This is a genomic window from Kitasatospora sp. NPDC048545 (assembly GCF_040651155.1).
Lineage (GTDB): Bacteria > Actinomycetota > Actinomycetes > Streptomycetales > Streptomycetaceae > Kitasatospora.
Window position 1 is genome coordinate 15,859 of record NZ_JBEZIQ010000071.1, and the last position, 20,272, is coordinate 36,130.

Annotated in this window: 16 protein-coding genes and 1 pseudogene; 7 read left to right on the forward strand and 10 right to left on the reverse strand. The window is 73.1% G+C overall.

The window, feature by feature from the left end:
* Positions 1-6 precede the first annotated feature (6 nt).
* Positions 7-918 (forward strand): chlorophyllase, encoded by a 912-nt coding sequence (locus AB0D10_RS40255; RefSeq protein ID WP_360266092.1) that lies wholly within the window; start codon positions 7-9, stop codon positions 916-918.
* An 85-nt stretch (positions 919-1,003) separates the two neighbouring features.
* On the opposite strand, the gene AB0D10_RS40260 is transcribed toward AB0D10_RS40255, so the two are convergent.
* The 6 genes from AB0D10_RS40260 to AB0D10_RS40285 all read right to left on the reverse strand — a co-directional run bounded on the left by AB0D10_RS40260 (position 1,004) and on the right by AB0D10_RS40285 (position 9,489).
* Positions 1,004-2,761 (reverse strand): glycoside hydrolase family 35 protein, encoded by a 1,758-nt coding sequence (locus AB0D10_RS40260; RefSeq protein ID WP_360266095.1) that lies wholly within the window; start codon positions 2,759-2,761, stop codon positions 1,004-1,006.
* A gap of 107 nt (positions 2,762-2,868) precedes the next feature.
* On the reverse strand, positions 2,869-4,842 hold the full coding sequence (locus AB0D10_RS40265; protein ID WP_360266097.1) for a cellulase family glycosylhydrolase: 1,974 nt from the start codon (positions 4,840-4,842) through the stop codon (positions 2,869-2,871).
* A gap of 133 nt (positions 4,843-4,975) precedes the next feature.
* Positions 4,976-5,815: a carbohydrate ABC transporter permease gene (locus AB0D10_RS40270; RefSeq protein WP_360266100.1), complete on the reverse strand. Its 840-nt coding sequence runs from the start codon at positions 5,813-5,815 to the stop codon at positions 4,976-4,978.
* A 7-nt stretch (positions 5,816-5,822) separates the two neighbouring features.
* On the reverse strand, positions 5,823-6,815 hold the full coding sequence (locus tag AB0D10_RS40275; protein ID WP_360266103.1) for a sugar ABC transporter permease: 993 nt from the start codon (positions 6,813-6,815) through the stop codon (positions 5,823-5,825).
* Positions 6,812-8,086, reverse strand: a complete 1,275-nt coding sequence (locus tag AB0D10_RS40280; RefSeq protein ID WP_360266106.1) for a sugar ABC transporter substrate-binding protein — start codon at positions 8,084-8,086, stop codon at positions 6,812-6,814. The genes AB0D10_RS40275 and AB0D10_RS40280 overlap by 4 nt, the downstream gene beginning before the upstream one ends.
* 242 nt (positions 8,087-8,328) lie before the next feature.
* Complete coding sequence (locus AB0D10_RS40285) at positions 8,329-9,489, reverse strand: ROK family transcriptional regulator (RefSeq protein WP_360266109.1); 1,161 nt, start codon at positions 9,487-9,489, stop codon at positions 8,329-8,331.
* Positions 9,490-9,659: 170 nt separating this feature from the next.
* Between AB0D10_RS40285 and AB0D10_RS40290 the strand changes: the two genes are divergently transcribed.
* Positions 9,660-11,774 (forward strand): alpha-galactosidase, encoded by a 2,115-nt coding sequence (locus AB0D10_RS40290; protein ID WP_360266111.1) that lies wholly within the window; start codon positions 9,660-9,662, stop codon positions 11,772-11,774.
* 161 nt (positions 11,775-11,935) lie between these two features.
* Here the strand turns inward: AB0D10_RS40290 and AB0D10_RS40295 are convergent, their stop codons facing one another.
* The gene (locus AB0D10_RS40295) at positions 11,936-12,952 is read right to left on the reverse strand and encodes an Lrp/AsnC family transcriptional regulator (RefSeq protein ID WP_360266114.1); all 1,017 of its coding nucleotides are present in this window, start codon (positions 12,950-12,952) and stop codon (positions 11,936-11,938) included.
* Between the two features lie 221 nt (positions 12,953-13,173).
* Between AB0D10_RS40295 and AB0D10_RS40300 the strand changes: the two genes are divergently transcribed.
* Positions 13,174-14,166: an alpha/beta fold hydrolase gene (locus AB0D10_RS40300; RefSeq protein WP_360266152.1), complete on the forward strand. Its 993-nt coding sequence runs from the start codon at positions 13,174-13,176 to the stop codon at positions 14,164-14,166.
* 196 nt (positions 14,167-14,362) lie between these two features.
* Positions 14,363-15,205 carry an NAD(P)H-binding protein gene (locus AB0D10_RS40305; RefSeq protein WP_360266117.1) on the forward strand — a complete coding sequence of 281 codons (843 nt, stop codon included), beginning with the start codon at positions 14,363-14,365 and terminating at the stop codon, positions 15,203-15,205.
* A gap of 67 nt (positions 15,206-15,272) precedes the next feature.
* On the opposite strand, the gene AB0D10_RS40310 is transcribed toward AB0D10_RS40305, so the two are convergent.
* The 3 genes and pseudogenes from AB0D10_RS40310 to AB0D10_RS40320 form a co-directional block, all read right to left on the reverse strand.
* Positions 15,273-16,085, reverse strand: coding sequence for a DUF1963 domain-containing protein (locus AB0D10_RS40310; RefSeq protein ID WP_360266120.1), 813 nt, complete (start codon positions 16,083-16,085; stop codon positions 15,273-15,275).
* Between the two features lie 89 nt (positions 16,086-16,174).
* Positions 16,175-16,526: pseudogene (locus tag AB0D10_RS40315) on the reverse strand (short-chain fatty acyl-CoA regulator family protein); the annotation flags it as partial.
* A 466-nt stretch (positions 16,527-16,992) separates the two neighbouring features.
* Positions 16,993-17,157 (reverse strand): hypothetical protein, encoded by a 165-nt coding sequence (locus tag AB0D10_RS40320; protein ID WP_360266123.1) that lies wholly within the window; start codon positions 17,155-17,157, stop codon positions 16,993-16,995.
* A 50-nt stretch (positions 17,158-17,207) separates the two neighbouring features.
* On the opposite strand from AB0D10_RS40320, the gene AB0D10_RS40325 reads away from it, so the two are divergent.
* The 3 genes from AB0D10_RS40325 (at position 17,208) to AB0D10_RS40335 (ending at position 19,879) form a co-directional block, all read left to right on the forward strand.
* Positions 17,208-17,834 carry an HAD family hydrolase gene (locus AB0D10_RS40325; RefSeq protein ID WP_360266126.1) on the forward strand — a complete coding sequence of 209 codons (627 nt, stop codon included), beginning with the start codon at positions 17,208-17,210 and terminating at the stop codon, positions 17,832-17,834.
* A 99-nt stretch (positions 17,835-17,933) separates the two neighbouring features.
* Positions 17,934-19,118 carry a helix-turn-helix transcriptional regulator gene (locus AB0D10_RS40330; protein WP_360266155.1) on the forward strand — a complete coding sequence of 395 codons (1,185 nt, stop codon included), beginning with the start codon at positions 17,934-17,936 and terminating at the stop codon, positions 19,116-19,118.
* Between the two features lie 260 nt (positions 19,119-19,378).
* Complete coding sequence (locus AB0D10_RS40335; protein WP_360266129.1) at positions 19,379-19,879, forward strand: hypothetical protein; 501 nt, start codon at positions 19,379-19,381, stop codon at positions 19,877-19,879.
* Positions 19,880-20,272: the final 393 nt, after the last annotated feature.

Sequence of the window (20,272 nt, forward strand, 5' to 3'; positions counted from 1 at the left end):
TCTCCCATGCCCACCCGCCACCTCGACCGGCGGATCGTCGCCGTCAAGCCCATCACCGTTCCCGCCCCCGGCCGTGGCGTCGACCTGCAGGTGAAGGTCACCGCCCCGGTGTCGGGCCAGGACCTGCCCGTCATCGTGTTCTCCCACGGCAACGCATGGTCCCTCGACGGGTACGAGCCCCTCGTCGACCGGTGGGCCGCCGCCGGATTCGTCGTCGTGCAGCCCACCCACCTGGACTCCCGCCGCAACGGCCTCGGGTGGGACGACCCGCGCTTCGCCACCATCTGGCGCGTGCGGATCGCCGACCTCCACGCGGTCCTCGACAACCTCGGCGACATCCTCCGCCAGGCCGGCGGCCTGGAGGCCCGCGCCGACCGCGAGCGCATCGCGGTCGTCGGCCACTCCTGGGGCGCCCAGACGGCCGGGACGATCCTCGGCGCACGCGTGCTCGACGCCGACGGCCTGCCCGGCGAGGACTTCTCCCACCCCGCGGTCTCCGCCGGCGCACTGATCGCCGTGACCGGAACCGGCGACAGCCTCACCCCGTTCGCCGCCGAGCACCTTCCGTTCATGAGGCCGGACTACTCCACCATGACCACCCCGGCCCTGATCGTCGCAGGCGGCAAGGACCGGTCGCAGCTCTCCACCCGGGGGCCGGAGTGGTTCACCGACGCCTACCACCTCGGCCCGGCCCCGAAGAGCCTGCTCGTCATCGCCGATGGCGAGCACACCCTGGGCGGCATCGCCGGCGAGGCGGTCGCCGAGACCGGCGACGAGGACCCCGCCCGCGTCGCCCTCGTCGCCGACGCGGTCTCCGCCTACCTCCTCGACGCCTTCGAGGTCGACGGCGCCGCGTGGACCGCACTGCGCGACGCCGCGGCGGCCGGCGACGGCACGTGGAGCATCTCCGGCAGGTGAACCCGCCGGGCCGGGGAGCCGACGCCCTCACGACACGCCCCGGGTGGGGCGCTGCCCGCCATGCGCGGTGGTCCCCCGGCGGCCCTCAGTCCTCGGTCGGGCCGAGGTCGGGCCGGTCCCGCAGCTGGACGGTGGGCGCGGTGGAGGCGTGGAGTTCCAGGACGGTGATCTCGTTCCCGCCGCGGCGGAGCACCGGCGCGGGGACGTACAGGGTGGTCTGCGGGCCCCGGGACCAGTAGCGGCCGAGGTTGAAGCCGTTGATCCACGCCTGGCCCTTGGTCCAGCCGGGCAGCGCCAGGTACCCGTCGGCGGGCTCCTCGACGTGGAGGCGGCCCCGGTGGAAGGCCGGGCCGACGACGGGCACGGCGGAGGCGGCGGCGGGGGTGAAGCTGAGGCCGTCGAGAGTGTCCAGGGGCAGCGCGCGGCTGGACCAGCCGGCCGGCTCCTCGCCGTTGACGGTGACCGGGCCGAGCAGGCCCTTGCGGTCGTGGATGCCGGTCCCGTAGTTGACCCGGCCCTGGTTCTCCACCAGGACGGCCAGGCGCGCGCCGCGCCGGTGCGCGGTGAAGGCGAGGGCGTGCTCGTGGTTCTCGCGCTCCAGCACGCCGACGGGCTGCCCGTCGACGAAGACCTGCGCCCGGTCGCGGACCTCGCCGGCCCGGAGCACGACGGGCCCGGCCGCCGGCAGCGCCGTCTCGTACAGCACGAAGCCGAACGACTGGCCGAGCTGCTCCATGGTCTGCGGACGGTGGGCGGTGACGGCCGGGCCGAACAGCTGCGCCTGGTCGAACAGGCCTGTGCAGGAGTCGAGTTCGACGGTGACGGGGGCGAGCTTGGGACCGGGGGCGGGGACCGGCTCCGCCGGGACGGGCGCGTGCTTCGCGATGACCTCGCGGAACGCCCGGTACTTGGGGGTGGGGTCGCCGGCCTCGTCGAGGAGCGAGTCGTAGTCGTAGGAGGTGACGGTGGGCCGGTAGGTGCCCTTGTCGTTGGCGCCGTTGGTGAAGCCGAAGTTGGTGCCGCCGTGGAACAGGTAGACGTTGACGGAGGCGCCGGCGGCGAGCAGGCGGTCCAGGTCGGCGGCGGCGTCGGCGGGGCTGCGGGTGGTGTGGGTGGCGCCCCAGCGGTCGAACCAGCCGATCCAGAACTCCGAACACATCAGCGGCCCGGTCGGCTGCTGCCTGCGCAGTTCGGCGAGGCCGGTGTCGACGCGGCTGCCGAAGTTGGCGGTGCGCAGCACCCCGTCCAGGCCGCCGCGTTCCAGGTCGGCGGGCTGGTCGCAGGTGAACAGGGGGACGTCGACGCCGTGGGTGCGCAGCAGTGCGGCGAGGTCGGCGAGGTAGCCGCGGTCCTCGCCGTACGCGCCGTACTCGTTCTCCAGCTGGACGGCGATGACCGGGCCGCCGCCGGTGGACAGGTGGGGCTTGACGGCCGCCATGAGGTCGGCGAGATAGCCGTCGACGGCGGCGAGGAAACGGGGGTCGCGGCTGCGCAGCCGGATGCCGTCCTCGGCGAGCAGCCAGGCGGGCAGGCCGCCGCCCTCCCATTCGGCGCAGATGTAGGGGCCGGGGCGGAGCAGCACGTGCAGGCCCTCGGCGGCGGCCAGGTCGAGGAACCGGGGCAGGTCGAGACCTCCGTCCCGCCGGAACCGTCCGGGCCGGGGGGCGTGGAGGTTCCAGGGGACGTAGGTCTCGACCGTGTTGAGTCCCAGCAGCCTCGCCTTGTGGAGGCGGTCGGCCCACTGCTCCGGGTGGACACGGAAGTAGTGCAGTCCGCCGGAGATGATGCGCAGCGGTCGGCCGTCGAGGCGGAAGCCGTCGTCGGCGGTCTCCAGTCGTGGCATGCCGGGGTGCTCCTAGCTGGTCGATGTGGGGGCGGGCCGGGTCCGGGGCGTCTCAGGGGTGGGGGCGGCCCGGGTCCGGGGGCGGGCCCTGCGGGCGGGCGGGCGGGTCAGGCGAGCGGACGGCAGAGCAGGGCGTCGGGGGCGCCGCCGTGCGTCCACTTCCAGGTGAAGGCGACGCCGGCGAGGTACTCGTTGTCGGCGCACTGGCCCTTGTAGTGGCCGGGTGCCCAGTCGCTGGCGTTCGATCCGCCGGTGGCGGGCCGGTTGTCGCCGTGGTCGAACCAGACGAGGCGGTCGGTGGCGGGGAGCGGCGTGGTGGAGGGGGCGCAGAGCAGGGTGGCCATGGCGTTGCCGTTGACGCTGTAGCCGACGGCGAAGCTGTTGTCGGGGCACTGGAGCTTGTTGTAGCCGCCGGCCCAGTCGGCCTTGACGTACCGCTCGTCGTTGACGGCGGTCCATCCGGCGGCGGTCCCGGCCGGCTGGTTCGCGTCGGTGCACAGGCCTCGGTTCGAGCTGCGGGCGAGGCCGACGACGCGCTGGGTGTCGGGGCAGTTGCCCTTGCGGTAGCCGGCGGCCCAGTCGGCCTTGGCGCGCATGGTGCGGGAGAGGTCCTGGTCACCGAAGTCGAGGTCGAGCATGTTCCAGTGGTCACTCCGGGGGACGGGCCCGGTCCTGGCGGGGGCGTTGACGAGCTTGTTCCAGTCGGTGGCGCGCCAGTCGCCGGGGTCCTCGACGCTCGTCCTCCTGCCGGTGGCGTCGTAGGAGATCAGCGCCCAGGTGTCGTTCGGCTTGCCGGTGGGGTCGCTCCAGCCGACGAGCGGCCACTGGGCGAAGTCGGTGTCGTTCTTCACCAGGATGTCGGTGAAGCGGTCGAACCAGTCCTTCTCCTTGGCGTTGTCGGAGCCGCGGCCGCCTGCGCCGAACTCGCTGATCCACACGGGTGCGGTGAAGTGCTGTCCGGACTGCGTGACGAACAGGGCCTCGTCGTTCACGACCTGGACGAGCTGCTCGGGGGTGAGGTCCTGGTAGCGCGGGTCGTTGGTCTCGCCGTTCTGCCAGCCGCCGCTCGCGCCGGTGTGGTTGGGGCCGGTGTACGCGTAGAAGTGCGCGGAGTAGACGAGCTTGCCGGAGTCGATCAGGGTGTTGGAGAGGGTGCGGACCGGGGTGAGCATCGGGCGGCCGTGGCTGAACATCCCGGAGGGGATGCCCTGCCAGTTGATGCCCTCCATGATGATCAGCATGTCGGGGTCGGCTTCGAGGATCCTGTTGCCGGCCTGCTCGAACGCGGCGTAGAGGTCGTGGTCGTCGCCCCACCCCCAGTTCGGGTCGTCCCAGGTGTCGCGCCGGACCTCGTTGCGCAGGTCGGCGCCGGCCACCCGCTTGTTGCCCTTGTACCGGTTGACCAGGAACACCCAGTCGTCGATCCACTGCTGCGTGGACTGGCCGCTGTTCCAGCGCTCGTTGCCGTCCAGGGCGCAGCAGAAGCGGTAGCTCGTGGTGTGGTTGTTGAGGATGACGGCGAAGCCGTCCGCGGTCAGCGCGGCGACGACGGCGTCGTACACCTGGAGCGGGGTCATGCCCCTGAGCTGCGGGTTGGCGGCGACGGCGGAGTCCGGGACGGCCACCGTGTCGTGGATCATCGCGTTGGCGAAGGGCAGCCGGATGCTGTTGACGCCCACCGCGTGGAAGTCGGACACGATCCGGCTGATCGGGGTGCGGTCCAGGCCGAGCGGGATGTTGTGGGAGACCTGCCCGGCCTGGTTGTTCGCCGGGTCGTCGACGGCGCCGCTGCCCTCCCACGTGCCCTGGGCGCCGGCCCAGTTGCTCGCCTTGAGCTTGAAGCGCTCGCCGTTCGCGTCGACGACGTACCGGCCCCGGGTGGACAGCGGTCCGGTCCAGGAGGCGGCGAGTTGGGCTCCCGTCATCGCGACGGGGGCTGAGGCGGTGGCGGAGGCGGTGGCGCTCGCGGTCGCGGTGCCGGTGGTCGGCGCGGCGACGGCGCCGGGGGCGGACAGGACCAGCAGGGCGGTGGTGACGAGCACCGCGGGCAGGCCGCGCGGGGCGGGTCGGACGGATCGCATGAGGGTTTCCCTCCGGTCTTCTGGTGGGGTGAGGGAGGAGCGGGGTGGTGCGGACCCCGGCTCACGACGTCCGGGGTGTCTGGGGGGGCGGTTCGGCCCTCGGGGCGGGCGGTTGCGGGGGGTTGCGGGCGGTTCAGCCCTTGAGGCCGCTGGTGGCGATGCCTTCGACGATGTACCGCTGGGCGATGAGGAACATCGCCACCAGCGGGGCGACGGTCACGACGGCGCCGGCGAACAGGCCGGGCAGGTTGATGGTCTGCGAGGTGAGGAAGGTGGACAGCGCGATCTGGGCGGTCCAGCTGGACGGGTCCTGTCCGATGACCAGCGGCCACAGGAAGGCGTTCCAGCTGTCGATGAAGGCGAGCGCGCCGAGGGAGGCGAGCATCGCGCCCGAGGCCGGGAGGGCGATCCGCCGGTAGAGCCCGAACCAGCCGAGCCCGTCCAGCCGCCCGGCCTCCTCGATCTCGGCCGGGAACTGCAGGTAGAAGTTGCGGAACAGCAGGACCGCGAACGGGTTGAACAGGCCGGGTGCGATGAGGCCCCACAGCGTGTTGACCCCGCCCATCGAGCCGACCACCACGAAGGTGGGCACGAAGGTGACCGAGCCGGGGATCATCAGCGTGGCCACCACCAGGGCCAGCAGCACGCCGCGTCCGGGCACCGGGATCCGTGCGAAGGCGTACCCGGCGGCGGAGGCCAGGAGCGTCGAGACCGGGGCGGTGATCCCGGCGATCAGCAGCGAGTTCCCGAGGGCCCGGCCCATGTGCAGGGTCGGGTCGTCGAGGAGCGCGGTGAAGTTCTCCCAGTGCATGGGCGAGGGCCACCAGGTCCACCGGGGCGAGGCCAGGCCCCTGGAGTCCATCAGTGCGTTGCGCAGCATCAGGTAGAACGGCGTCAGGAAGACCGCCGTCAGCAGGCCCACCAGCAGGCCGCGCGCGCCGGGGCGCAGGCGCCCGAACGGGTTGTTCGTCACGGCCGGTTCACTCCCCGCCCTTGCCGAAGCCGGTCAGCCGGCCCTGGACCAGGGTCACGGCCACGATCAGCGCGGTGAGGACGAAGGCCCCCGCCGATCCGAGGCCGTAGTCCTGGGCGCCCATCGCGGTGTCGTACAGGTAGACCAGCGGGGTCCGCACGGGCGCGGTGCCGCCGCCCGACAGACCGCTGTTGAACAGGTTGTAGAACTCGTCGAAGGCCTGGAAGGCGGCGATGAACTGGAGCATGAGCACCGTGACGGAGGTGTTGCGCAGCATGGGCAGGGTGATCCGCCGCAGCAGCCGCAGACCGGTGGCGCCGTCCAGGGCCGCGGCCTCGTACACGTCCCGGGGGACGGCCTGCAGGCCGGCCAGGAAGAGCACCATGTAGAAGCCGACCTGGAGCCACAGCCGGAGGGTGACCAGGACGATCCAGTAGAGCGGGGGGTCGGTGGTCTGCAGCCAGGGGACGGCGGCCATCCCGAACCAGCCGCCGACCGTGTTGGCGATGCCCGCCGGCAGGCCGTTGAACAGGCACATCTTCCACAGCAGGGACGCCGCGACGTAGGACACGGCGGCCGGGATCAGGAAGGCGGTGCGCACCACCGCCCGACCGCGCCGGACGCGGTGCACGAGCAGCGCGAGGCCGAGCGAGACGGCGAAGGTGACCGGCACGATGGCGAGGGTGAAGAGCACGATCCGGACCAGCGAGGAACGGAAGGCCGGGTCGGCGAGCAGGTGCCGGTAGTTGTCCAGGCCCACCCAGTGGCCGAGGGCGATGGTCCCGTGGGCGTCGCTGAGGCTGAGCAGGAAACTCCAGCCGATGGCAACGTACTTGAAGGTCCCGAGGCCGATCAGCATCGGGCCTGCGAGCAGGGCGAACGCTCCCCAGGCGCGCCGGTCGGCACGCCCGGGGCGGCGGGCCGGGGCATGGACCCACGGTTGCGTCGCGGGTGACGCGGCACGCCCGAAACTCCGGGTGCTGTCCGGGGTGGCGTTCATCCGCTGTGCTGCCTGTCCACGGAGGTCTGGGCCTGCGCGGCCGCTTCGGCAAGGAGTCGGGCGGGGTCGCCCTGTCCGGAGACGATCTTGGCGGCGGCCGCGTTGAACGGGGTGGAGACCGTGCTGTCCCAGAGGTTCGGGTTGTTCCTGCCGTACTGGGCGGCGAGCGCGAGGGTCTCCTTGGCAGGGCCCTGGGCGAGCTTGTCCGCGGCGGCGGCGACCGAGGTGCGCGGCGGGATGTGGAAGCCGTAGCTCTCCGCGAAGTCCTTCTGGAGGTCGGTCTGTTCGACCCAGAGCCACTGGACGAACCGCTTGGCCGCGTCCACGTGCCTGCTCTTGGCGTTGACGCAGCTGGTCCAGCCGCCGACCCGCACCACCGGGCGGCCGCCCGGCTTGAAGGCCGGCCAGGGCAGGACGCCGAAGTCGTCGCCGAGCGCGGTCCTGATCGCGGGCATCGCCCACAGGCCGCACCACTGGATCGGGACGACGTCCTGGACCAGGGCGGACGGGTCCCACCAGTCGGTGGTGAAGCCGAGTTGCAGGGACTGGTCGTCGTGCAGCCGCTTGAGGCCGGTGACCGCCTCGACGGCCTGCGGGGAGGCGTACCCGACCCTGCCGTCGGTGACCAGGTCGCCGCCGTTGGAGAGCACCGCCAGCAACGGGGTGTCACCGATACCGTCGTTGCCGACGAACAGGCCCTTGCCGTTCCTGGTGGTGAGCGCCTTGGCCGCGGCGACCAGTTCGTCGAAGGTGGCGGGAGGGTTGATGCCCGCCTTGGCGAGGACGCTCTTGCGGTAGTAGAGCATCACGACGTCGTCGACCATCTTGACGCCGTGGGGCTTGCCGTCGACGGTCACGTAGGCGAGGTCGCCCGGGTTGAAGTCCGGTGCGGCGGTGCCGTACAGGTCGTCGAGCGGGGCTATCTGGCCGCGCCGGGCCATGGCCGCGCTGAAGTCGCCGATCTCGAAGACGTCGGGGGCGCCGTCGGTGAGGAGGGTCGCGTTGAGCTTGCCGGTGTAGTCGCCCGGGACCCAGGTGACCTTGACCGCGATGTCGGGGTGGGCCTTGGTGAAGGCCTCGGCGTAGCGGGTGGCGGCCTGCTGGGTCCCGGCCTCGCCGTAGGCGTGGAACCAGACGTTCAGCGTGGTCCTGGCGCCGGAGGAGCCGCCGCCGGTCGGGTCGGTGCTGCAGCCGACCGCGGCGCCGGCGACGAAGAGCAGCGAGCCGCTGAGGAATCCGCGTCGGCTGAGCTGCGATGCGTGTGCGCTCATATCGCATCCTCGAGGGTGGGGGTACGGGTGGGTCCGTCCCGGGCGGGTGTCCGCCGTCCGGTGCGGGTGGGTCCGCCCCCGGTGGGTGTCCGCTGTCGGGTGCCGGCGACGGTTGCGACCGTCGGTCGCTGCCGTCGGTCGCTGCCGGGCATTGCGCGGACACCGGCCGGGAGTCCGGTGCGATGTGGTGGTGCACTGGCCGGGCTCCCGCGTGTGCGGGGCCGTCAGGGTGGTGCCGTGCCTTACGGGAAGAGCGCCTGGATGCCCAGGACGGCGGCGCCTCTGGCCCATTCCTCCCAGGGGAGCGGACGCAGCGTCAGCGGGCACTTCGCGGCGGCCTTGAAGCAGTGGGCGGCGTACGCGTCCCTGATGTGCACGCCGAAGAGGTCGTAGGTGTCGAGGCCCTCCCCGGTCACGACGACCCGTTCGGGGCCGAGCAGGCTGACCAGGGTGGCGATTCCGGTGCCGATCGCCCGTCCCGCCCGGGCGAAGGCCTCGCGGGCGGCGGGGTCTCCGCCGCGGGCGAGGCGGACGGCGCCGTCGAAGTCGAGGTCCGCGTCACCGGTGGCGTCGCGGACGGCGGCCAGGATGGCGTCGCTGGAGGCGATCGCCTCCACGCAGCCGGTCTGGCCGCAGTGGCAGAGCGGTCCGGCCGGGTCGATGCAGATGTGCCCCATCTCGCCGGCGACGCCGTACGCCCCGGCGATCAGCCGGCCGTTGACGACCAGGCCGGAGCCGATCCCCGCACCGATCGTGACCAGCGCGAAGTACTCGGTGCCGATGCCCTCGCCGAACCAGTGTTCGGCCGCGGTGAGGGCCTTGACGTCGTTCTCGGCGGTGACGCTCAGGCCGGTCGCCCGCGCCACCGTCTCGGCGAGCGGGACGTCCTGCCACCCGGGGAGGACGGAGTAGCGGACCCGGCCGGCGGTGCGGTCGACGTCGCCGGAGACCGCGATCCCGAGGTGGCGGGTGCGCTCCCGGAACGCCGGGTCCGCGTCGAGCAGGAGCTCCACGAGTTCGCCGACCAGGGCGCACACGGCGGCCGGGCCGCGGTCCTCGCCCAGCCTGCGCTCGGCGGTGGCCCGCAGTCCGGCCCGCAGGTCGCAGACCGTGCCGAACAGGGCCTCCGCGCTGATCTTGACCCCGACGAAGAACTCCCGGTCCGCGGTGACGGCCAGGGGGTTGACGGGCCGTCCGGCGCCCGGGGCGGTGCGTTCCGGGGGGAGTTCGTGCAGGTAGCCGTCGTCGATGAGCGGCCGGGCGGCCTTGGTGACGGCGGTGGACGACAGGCCGGTGCGACGGGCCAGTTCGACCCGGCTGAGGGGGCCTTCGGTCAACAGGAGGGCGAGCATCGACGTCTCGGCCGGCGCGGTGACCAAGGGCTGGACATGGGTGGGGAACACGGCTGCAACCTACGACAAATAAATAACTTCTTCCAGTATTGATTTGGACAGTCCGCCGGACCTAATCTCGGGCCACCCACGTGCCCACCACCCGCACCAGGACCCGCCCGGACGCCCGCCCCGCCGCCCCGCCCCGGTCCGACCACCCACCTCCTCCCTGGGGGACACCCGTGCCCACCACCCCTCCCGCCGTCTCCTTCGACACCGACCACGGCACCGCCGTCCTGCGCACGCCGAACAGCGTCTACGCCGTACGCGTCGGCGCCGACGGCAGCCCCCGCCACGTCCACTGGGGGCCGCCCCTCGACGCCCTCGAACTGCCGCACCCCCACTCCCCCGCCGACAGCAGCTTCGAGGACGACGCGGCCCCCGACGAACTCGGCATCCAGACCGGCGCCCGCTTCGGCCCGGCAGGCCTCCAGGTGCGCTTCCCCGACGGCACCTCGGGCGCCCAGTGGCACTTCCGCGGCCACCGCGTCGACGGCGGCGAGCTACGACTCCTCCTGACCGACCGTCACTACCCGCTGGCCGCCGAACTCTGCTACCGGGTACGGCCCGACAGCGACGTGATCGAACGCTGGACCGAACTCACCCACACCGGCACCGCGGAGAGCGGCGCCGGCCCGATCACGGTCCGACGCCTCGACTCGGCGTCCTGGACCGCTCCGCGCCTGCCCGACTACCGGCTCAGTCACCTGGTCGGCGGCTGGGCCAGCGAGTTCCAGCTGCACCGCGACCGGCTCCCGGTCGCCGAAACCGTCCTCACCAGCCGCCGGGGCATCACCGGCCACCACGCCGGCCCCTGGCTGGCCCTCGACGACGGATCCGCCACCGAGGAGCAGGGCGACGTGTGGAGCACCGCGCTCGCCTGGAGCGGGAGCTGGCGCATCACCGTGCACCGGGACCCGGTCGGCCGCACCACCTGGACCGGCGGCTTCGGCCACGAGGGGCTCAGCTGGGCCCTGCAACCGGGCGAGACCCTGCACACCCCGGTCTTCGCCGGCCTCTACACCCCCGACGGCTTCGGCGGGGCGAGCCGCGCCTGGCACGCCCACGTCCGGACGGCCGTCCTGCCCGAACCCGACCGCGACCGGCCCGTCCTGTACAACTCCTGGGAAGCCACCGGCTTCGCCGTCGACCAGGCCGGCCAGTGCCGCCTCGCCGACCTCGCCGCCGGGCTCGGCGTCGAACTCTTCGTCCTGGACGACGGCTGGTTCGGTGCCCGCACCGACGACCGCGCCGGCCTCGGGGACTGGACGCCCAGGCCCGGGGCCTTCCCCGACGGCCTGCGACCGCTCGCCGACCACGTCCACGGCCACGGCATGGCGTTCGGCGTGTGGGTGGAACCGGAGATGGTCAACGCCGACAGCGACCTGTACCGCGCCCACCCCGACTGGGTGCTCCACGCACCCACCCGGGACACGACCGAACTGCGCCACCAGCTCGTCCTCGACCTCGCCCGCCCCGACGTCGAGGACTGGGTGCGGTCGACCCTCGACCGGCTGGTCACCGAGAACGACGTGGACTGGCTCAAGTGGGACGCCAACCGCCCCTTCACCGACACCGGCCGATCCGTCCACCCGGACCCCGACCGGCGGTGGATCGACCACACCCGGGCCGTCCACCGGATCATGGACCGGCTGCGCGCCGACCACCCCGGCCTGCGGATCGAGGCCTGCGCCGGCGGCGGCGGCCGCGTCGACCTCGCCGTCCTCGCCCGGACCGACCAGGCCTGGACCTCCGACAACACCGACCCGGTCGACCGGATCTCCGTCCAGCACGGCTTCAGCCAGCTCTTCCCCGCCCACACCATGGCCTCCTGGGTCACCGACTCACCGAACGGCATCACCGGCCGCACCACGCCCCTGCGCTTCCGCTTCCACGTCGCCATGGCCGGGGCCCTCGGCCTCGGCGGCGACCTCACCCGGTGGACACCGGACGAACTCGCCGAGGCCGCCCGCCTGGTCGCCGAGTACAAGCGGATCCGGCCACTCGTGCAGCACGGCCTCCAGCACCGGCTCACCGGCCACGACGGACTCACCGCCGTCCACTACGCCGCCCCGGACGACACCGAGCACGCAGTCCTCGCCTGGCGCCCGACCACCCGCTTCGGCCACCACCCCGCCCCGCTGCGCCTGCCCGCCCTCCACACCGGGCACCGCTACCGCGACCCGGACACCGGCCGGGTGCACGACGGCGCTGTCCTCCGCAACCGCGGCATCGACCTGGACCTGCCCGCCGGCGACCACGCCAGCCGCCTGATCCGGCTGCACCGGGTCGGCTGACGCCCCGTCCGGTCGCCGACACCGGGCCCGGCGGCGCCGTCCCCACCCGGACCGTCCCGACCGGTACCGCGTCCCGAGCCCCGGCCCCGGGCGGCGCGGTACCGGTCACCCCGGAAGGGCCCGCCCCGTTCGCCCACCCGGGCGTACGGTCCGGTGGGCCCTCACCCCGACGGGACCGGTCGGACCGGCATCGGAGTGCGTTTGGCGGCGTGACTGACGACGGCCGTCTCGACGTGGGTGATGCCCAGCCCGACCAGGTCGTGGGAGAGGAAGGTGTAGAGGGTCGCCAGATCCGGGAAGTACGCGGCCGCGTGCAGGTTGGAAGGACCCGACGTCGCGAACGCGCCGTGCACCGCGGGGTGGTCGGCCAGCGCCTGCCCGGCGGCGGCCAGGTGGTCCGGGGCCACCTGCAGCAGGAACTTGGCTTCGATGGGCAGCCCGAGGCGGCGGGGGTCGACCAGGACCTGGGTGACCAGACGGCCTTCGGCCGCCAGGTGGGCGAGGCGTCGGCGCACCGTGCTCTCCGGGTGACCGGTGCGCTCGGCCAGTGCCACCGCGCTCAGGCGCGCGTCGGGCGTGAGGGCGTCGATGAGGGCCTGTTCCAAGGCATCGGTGTCGACGCCGTACGGGCCCGGCGACGTGGCGGCCGTCGCCCCGGCGGCCGGCGCGCCCGGGCCGAGCGCCTCGCGCTCGGCCGCGGTCAGCACCTGGTGGCGCCACTCGGAGGTGAGCCGGAAGACGTGCAGGATCGTGGCGCTCTCCAGGGAGGTCACCGCCTGGGTCGAGGGCAGTTGACGGAAGACCAACTGGTCCCGTGAGCCCGGCTCGGTACGGGCGACCGCGAAGATCTCGTCACCCGACGTGGTGATGTCGATGAAGGGGATGTCCTCGCGTGCCGCGAGCGCGGCCACGATCGTGTCGAGCTTTCCCCGCAGGACCCGGATGCGCAGGAACAGGGCTCCGGCCGAGCCCCCGTTGCGCGGTCGCGCCACCGGCGAGACGACCACGCGCACGGTGCCGTCGGCGCCGAGCGCGTGCAGGCGGCGGCGGACGGTGGCCGGGCTGAGCCCCAGCGCGTGGGCCGCCCGCTCGGCGGTGAGGCGGCCGTCCCACTGCAACGCGGCCACCAGCCGCTGGTCCGGGAGGCTCAGTACGGAATTCGTCGATTCACGTGCCATGAACGAGAGTTTCGCCCATTCCGTGGCCTCGCGGCGCCCGTTCCGCGGACGACACCCCAACCATGGAGGTCATCCGCTCCGCCCGTCCCCGACCGACGTCGGCGGACCCGAGCCCCGGAAAGGAGCAACCCGTGATCCTCGACCCGCGCATCTGGTTCCCCGGCCTCACCGGCTGACCGTCAGCACCCCCGCGCCGCCACCGGCGCCCGGGAGGAGCGGGCCTGCGGTGCGACCACACCGCAGGCCCGCAGCTCCACAGCACCCCGAGAGACAGATCCACCACGGAGGCCGACGTGCCCACGCTCACGCAACGAAAAGCAGTACGCTTCGCCAGCGGCGACACCTCGTGCGCCGCCTGGCACTACCCGGGGTCCAACGGCGGCTGCGTCATCATGGCCGGCGGAACCTCGGTGACGAAGGAACCGGCCACGGACCTGTTCGCCGCACGGTTCAACGACGCCGGTTTCGCCGTCCTCGCCTTCGACCACCGCCGGTTCGGAGAGAGCGGGGGCCTTCCGCGCCAGATCCTCCGCGTCGACGAGCAGGTCGCCGACTGGCACGCCGCGATCGACTTCGCCGCCGGTCTCCCCGACGTCGACCCGGACGCGATCTCCGTCTGGGGCTTCTCGCTCGCGGGCGGCCACGTCTTCCGGGTCGCGGCCGAACACCCGCGACTGGCCTGCGCGATCGCCCAGACCCCGCTGGTCGACGCCCGCGCCGTCGCCCCCCACGCGCTGCGCTCCATGACGCCCCTCGCCCTGCTGCGGCTCCTCGGCCGGGGCGTCGCCGACGCGCTCGGCAGCCTCGTCGGACGCCCGCCGCTGCTGGTCCCGACCGCCGGACCGCGCGGCGCCGTCGCCTCCCTCACCACGGCCGACGCCATGGACTGCGACCGGGCGCTCGATCCCGACCGTCGCCACGCGAACTGGGAGCAGACCGTCGCAGCACGCCTGGCCCTGCAGATCGGCGGGTACCGGCCCGGGCGCCACGCCCCCCGGATCAGGTGCCCGCTGCTGGTGGTCGTCTGCGACCAGGACCAGAGCGCGCTCCCCGGCCCCGCCGTCCGCGCGGCCCGGAGCGCGCCGCACGCCGAGGTCGTCCGGCTGTCCGGCCGCCACTACGCCCCGTTCCTCGAATCGCACGAACAGGCCGTCGAAGCGGAGATCTCGTTCCTGCGCCGGCACCTCGACCGTCACGCCCGCGACGCCGACTGAGGCGACGCGCCGTCACCTGCGGACCGGCGGCGGGCCGGGAACCCGGCGGCAGGCCCGACCACCCGCGTCACCGGTGTCGAAGCCACCGTCGGAACCGCACAGCACCACGCCGGCGATCGGAACGCCGACGGTACGACCGCCCATCAGGGCCACAGGGGCACGAGGTGCCACCTGCCTTCCGGACAGGAGTCTGCACATGATCATGGTCACTGGCGCGACCGGAACCGTCGGTCGCACCGTGGTGGAACACCTGGCGGCGCAGCGATGCGAGGTCGCCGCAGTCACCCGCGATCCGGCCGCCGGCGGGCCGGCCGACGGTGTTCGGCCGGTCGTCGGCGATCCGTCCAGGCCGCAGTCGCTGGCCTCGGCGCTGGACGGCGTGGAGGCCCTCCTGCTCAGCCCGCGCGCCGTCGGCGGTGCGAGTGCCGAGCTGCTGGCGCTGGCGGCCGAGCACGGCGTGCGGCGCGTGGTGGTGCTGTCGGCCGTCACGGTCGAGTACGGCGGGGGGTACCGGCGCTTCGCCGAGGAGTTCGAGCGGGTCGAGGCCGCAGCCAGGGCCTCCGGGCTGCAGTGGACGTTCCTGCGGTGCGCCGACTTCGACGCCAACGCCCTCGCCTGGGCACCGCAGATCCGCGCGACCGGCCTCGTCCGGGGCGTGCACGGCGACGCAGCCACCTCCCCCGTCCACCAACGGGACATCGCCGAGGTCGCCGTCCGGGCACTCGTGGACCCCACCCACGCGGGCCGTGCGTACGCACTCACCGGGCCCGAGTCGCTCACCCAACGGGACAGGGCCCGGCTCATCGGCGAAGCCATCGGCAGGGAGCTGGCGTTCGCGGAAGTGCCGCCCGAGGAACTGCGCCGGGCGATGCTCGCCCAGGGGCTGCCCGAGGATGTGCCCGACCGCCTGATCGGCTACGCGGCCGCCTGCCTGGAGCAGCCGGGCCCGACGACGGACACCGTCCCGCGGCTCCTGGGACGCCCCGCCCTGACCTTCGCCACCTGGGCCGCCGAACACGCGGCGGCCTTCCGGGGCTGAGTCCTGCGGGACCGCCGACCGGGACACCGGCCGCCGCGCACCGGCCGCACCGGCGCGCGACGGCCGTTCAGGCGTCGTAGCGGTGGGCGAACGGGCGGCCGGGGCACGCGCGGCACTCGAACAGGTACACCCCGCCCAGGTCGCCGAGGCTCAGGTCCGCACCCTGCCGGCGGAGGTCGCGGTCCTCGACCGGTGTCCACGTCAGCCGGCAGTCGTGATCCTCGGTGCTGTCCACGGTCAGCAGGTGGTCCATCGGTGCCCGGCAGGTCGGACAGTGCGGCCACCGCGGTTCCTGGCACCAGCCCGGGTAGCCGCCCAGCTTGATGCCCGGCGCGGTGGACAGGTGGAACTGGTAGTCCCAGCCCGTCTCCGCCTCCACCTGCTCGAAGCGGGGTTCCAGGGCGTCCCAGAGCGCGTCCGGCAGGTCCCAGCTGGGATACTCCGTGACCGGTTCCGGATGGACGACGCACGGCCGCGGCACCTGACCGTACCGGGCCTCCGGCGGTACCGGCGGGGCCTGCCGCACCTCGCCGACTTCCGCCGCGGACCGCCAGCGGACCAGCGGGACGACCCACTGGCCATCGTGGGCGCGCGGGCACCACAGCACCTGGAGCAGGTCCCGCCCCTCCGGGAAGGGCACGAGGTCGGGCACGTCGGCACGGCGGACCTGCACGACCGCGACCATCGGCGACCCCGGGTGCTCCGGGCAGTCCGGCCACGGCTCCCGCGCCGGCCACAGCAGCGGGCCGCCGACCGAGCTGTCACCGGGGGCCGGCCGGCCCGCTCGCGGGTGCAGTCGCACGGCCTCCCGGCGGAAGGGGACGACCTCGGGAAACTGCTCTTCGACCGGCACGGGGCGCGGGGGAGTTCGACGGGTCACCCGCGGACGGTACCGGTGACCGCGGCCCGGGCGCACCGCGGTTTCGGCCCGGCCGGCGGGCAGAGCGGGCGGGCGCAGCGGCCCGAAGGTCAGTGCCGGGGCGCGGGCACCGCCGGGTACGGGACGAAGGTGCTGGTGTGCCCGTCGACCGCGAGCGGGCGGCCGATGGCGGGTGCGGAGCGCTGCGGGCAGGCGGGGCGGTCGCAGACCTTGCAGCCGAGGCCGATCGGCGTGGCGGCGGTCTCGTCGCCGAGATCGAGTCCCGCCGAGTAGACGAGCCGTCCGGCGTGGCGGAGTTCGCAGCCGAGGCCGAGGGCGAAGGTCTTGGTGGGGCGGGCCCAGCCGCCCGGGGAGCGGGTGACGCCCGGGCGGTCCAGAGGTAGCGGCGACCTGGGCGTGGACGCGGCCGGGCGTGGCGAAGGCCTCGTAGACGTTCCACAGGGAGGCCGCTGACGGGTCACTTGTCTGCTGACCAGCTCGTGAACTGGGCGGCGTCCGCCTTACTGGCCGTCACCTCGGTGTTCGCGGCGGTCACTTACCACCTGCGGGCGCCGTGGCGCCGTACCCGGATCGGCCGGCACGTGATGACCGTGACCGTGGCGCTGGGCCTGCTTGGCGCGTACACGGTGTTGGTCCGGCCGGTACCAGCTGCGGCCGCCGGTGTACCGGCTGTGCGGCTGGTGAGCGCGGTGCCCGGGTCGGGGTCGGCAGTGTTCACGACGGCCTGGTAACCGTCGAGTGGGCCGCCGTGCAGCTCGACCATTTCCCATCGCTCCGTGCTGGCCATAATGCCCGAGGATCAGGTGGCCTCGCTGGCCTGCTCGGCGTCGAGCGCCTTCTTCGCTGCGTCGAGGCTGGCCGGCCACGTCTGGGCGTGGCACGGCTCGGCAGCAGTGCGGGCCTGCTCTCAGATCGGGTGGGCACGCAGGACGAGGGAGCGTTCCACGTAGGTCTCGCGCGCGGCGTCAACGTCGTCGCCGCTCTCCCGTGCCGCGATCATCGCCCGGTCGGCCTCAACCACGGCGACACGGAGGGGCAGCAGGTCATCCGGCAGGGGCAGGCTCTTGGGCATGCACCCAATCGTACGAGAGAGCGATCGGCACACTCCCGTAGGCTCGGCCCATGCGCTCTGTGGTGTTCGACATCGGTGAGACCCTGACGAGTGACACCCGGTACTGGGGGGACTGGGCCCGGTGGCTCGGGGTTCCGCAGCACACGCTGTCGGCCCTGGTGGGCAAGGTAGTAGCCGAGGGTCGCGACAACGCGGACGCGATCCGGATCATCAAACCTGGCGTCGACGTAGGCGCCGAGTGGCGTGCCCGACAGGCGACCGGCCAGGGCGACTACCTCGATGAGACGGACCTCTACCCAGACGTGCGCCCGGCGCTGTCCCGGCTGCGTGAGGCTGGCCTGTGGGTGGGCATCGCGGGCAACCAGAACGCTGCGGTGTCCTCTCTGCTGCGTGGCCTCGATCTGCCGGCCGATGCCATCGCAACCTCGGCAGAGTGGGGCGTCTCGAAGCCCAATCCCGGATTCTTCGGGCGGGTGACGGTGTGGGCACCGGGTGAGCCTCACGAGATCGTGTACGTGGGCGACCACCCGGCGAATGATGTGGCACCGGCCAAGGCGGCAGGCCTGCAAGCCGCACACCTCCGCCGAGGTCCGATCGGCCTCACAACCAGCGCGCCGGACGCGGACTGGACCGTGAACTCGCTGACCGAGCTGGCCAAGCTGCTGGCCAGCCTGTAGCAGGACCGCCCCGGCGGCATGGCCGCCGGGGCGAATCCGCCCAGCTCCCGCACGGGCGCCGGTACCGTTCCGAGTGCGACCACGGAACGGAGCCACACTATTCCCGGAACCACCGCTGCCGCACTCGGTCAGCGCATCGAAACCGCGCGGCACGCTGCTGGATTGACTCGCCGTCAGGTCTGCGACGTCTCCGGCGTGAGCATCAGCATGATCCGCAAGACCGAGGGCGGCGAGCGCTGGCCCTCCGACGCTGTCCTCGACGCCCTCGCGCGGGCAGTCCAGACCACGCCGGAGGAGTTGCTGGGTGGCCCCCGCCGCACCGACAGCCGGGTCCACCAGGCCGTCCCCGAGCTGCAGCGGGTGATCGCCGCGTACGACCTGCCAGACGATGGCCCAGTACGACCGTTCCCTCAGCTCGCCGCAGCCGTCGATCTGGCGGTCGAGTACCGGGTGCAGTCGCAATACGCGCGCCTCGCTGAGGAGACGCCCCCGCTGCTGGACGAGCTTTTCCGGGCGGTCGACCACGCACAGGGAGCGGACCGCGAGCAAACCGCCCGCCTCCTCGCGCTGGCGATCAGGTCGGCGGACGCTGTGGCCTACAAGTACGGCTACCGGGACCTGAGCGCTCGCCTGGTCGAGCTGATGCGGTGGGCAGCAGGAATCGCCGGCGACCCGGCTTTGGAGGCCACGGCCGCGTATGTCCGAATGGAGGTCTACTTCTCGACCGGTCAACTCAGCCCCGGCCTGCGGTCGCTTCGGGCTGCGGTCGATCGGATGCCGGCGCCGACGACGGAGCCGCTCGCCGCAGCTGCCGCCGCCCTGCACATGCGGGCAGCCGTCGCGGCTGGACGGATGAGGCGCGCGGATGAGGCGCGCGAGCACCTGCGGGACGCCGAGGTACTGGCCCGGCGAGTCCGGGAGCGGCTCTACGACGGCACCGCAGTCGGCCCGGACAGCCTGGAGATCCACCGGCTGGCGGTCGCGGTCGAGCTCGGCGAGCAGCAAGACCTCCATGACGCGGTAACGGCAGCCACGCGCTGGGCGCCGCCGAGAGAGCTACCGGCCGAACGCAGGAGCCACTACTACATCGACCTCGGCCGGGCGCAGATGCTCCTCGGGCGCCCGCAGCACGCGAAGGAGTCGCTGCTGGTCGCGAGGCGGATCGCACCGCAGCACGTACGAGAGCACGGCCAGGTCCGGGCCGAGCTGGCCACGCTGGTCCGGCTGTCTCGTGGTCGGGACGAGCAGTTGCTCCAGTTCGCGCGGTGGGCCAAGGCGGTCTGAGGAAGGTGCCACAGGTTGTGGCACTTTCGGGGGTCGCCGCCGGGGACGCTTAGGGGCGTGACAGAAACACCGAGCACGCTGGTTGTCGACCCGGGGTCAATAAGCCCCGCTCGGCTCCACGGGGAGGCGTGCATCAGCTGCGGCTCGCCTGAGCCGCCGATGGTTGCGGCCGGCCACGTCTGCACGTCGACCGGCTCCAAGACGGCGCCGCTCGGTTGGGCTGTCGTTGCTTACCCGGCGTGCGTTGAGGAGGATCCGCGTTGATCGATGACGACCTGACCGTTTCGGTAGATGGCCACCTGGAGCGCGTCACCAAACCGGCCCTGGAGGCCCTGGACGCGCTGTGGCAGACGGTCCGCCAGCTGCCGATCAGCTCCTACGAGCTGCAGGCCATGGAGTGGCTGCTCGGCTCCGGTAGCACGGCCGACCTGGAGCGGATGATGAACGGCGGCGGCTCCGTCGACTGGCCTCTCGGCCTGGTCGGCGGCGGCCAGGCGATCGTCCGGGTCTGGCACGGCGACGGCCTGACCCGAGCGCAGAGGACCGGCGCCCGGTACACCGTCGAACAGCTGCCGGCCGATGACCGGGGTAGGCGCCCGTGGGTGGTCCGGGACGCCGAGACCGGCAGCCTGGTCACCGCCGGCACCAGCGGGGTGCGCCCTCTTGAGTTCGCGATCGAGGAGTGCGCCGATGCCTGGGTCCGCGGTCAGGTCAACTTGGCCGGGTACCGCGTCCTGCCGGGCGGGTCGGTGACCAGGTGACTGCCGTCGGCGGGAATCCGGTCGGGACCAGGACTGCCGTGGGCCACTGTCCGTGCTGCTACGCGTACGTCCGTGGCCGGGTGATTCGGACGGTTGACGAGCGGCGGGAGCTGGTCGAGCACGACGACTGCCCTGGCGAGCCGCCGCGCGAGGTCCGGGCTCGAACCTACAACAGCTGAACTCCAGCGGCAGCCGCCGCAGGAGCGCGACGATGGTGGCCTCACTTCCGACCCGGAGAGGACGCCATGAGCGGCGTCGTGCCATATGACCGGCAGGGCCGCTGGCCCGGTCGCCGCCGGGGAGCTGCGGCTCCAACCCGGCAGAAGTTTCACCCCCCCCATGCCGCCGCCGGATCAGATCCCGGTGGTCGAGGAGATCGAGGAGGAGACTCTG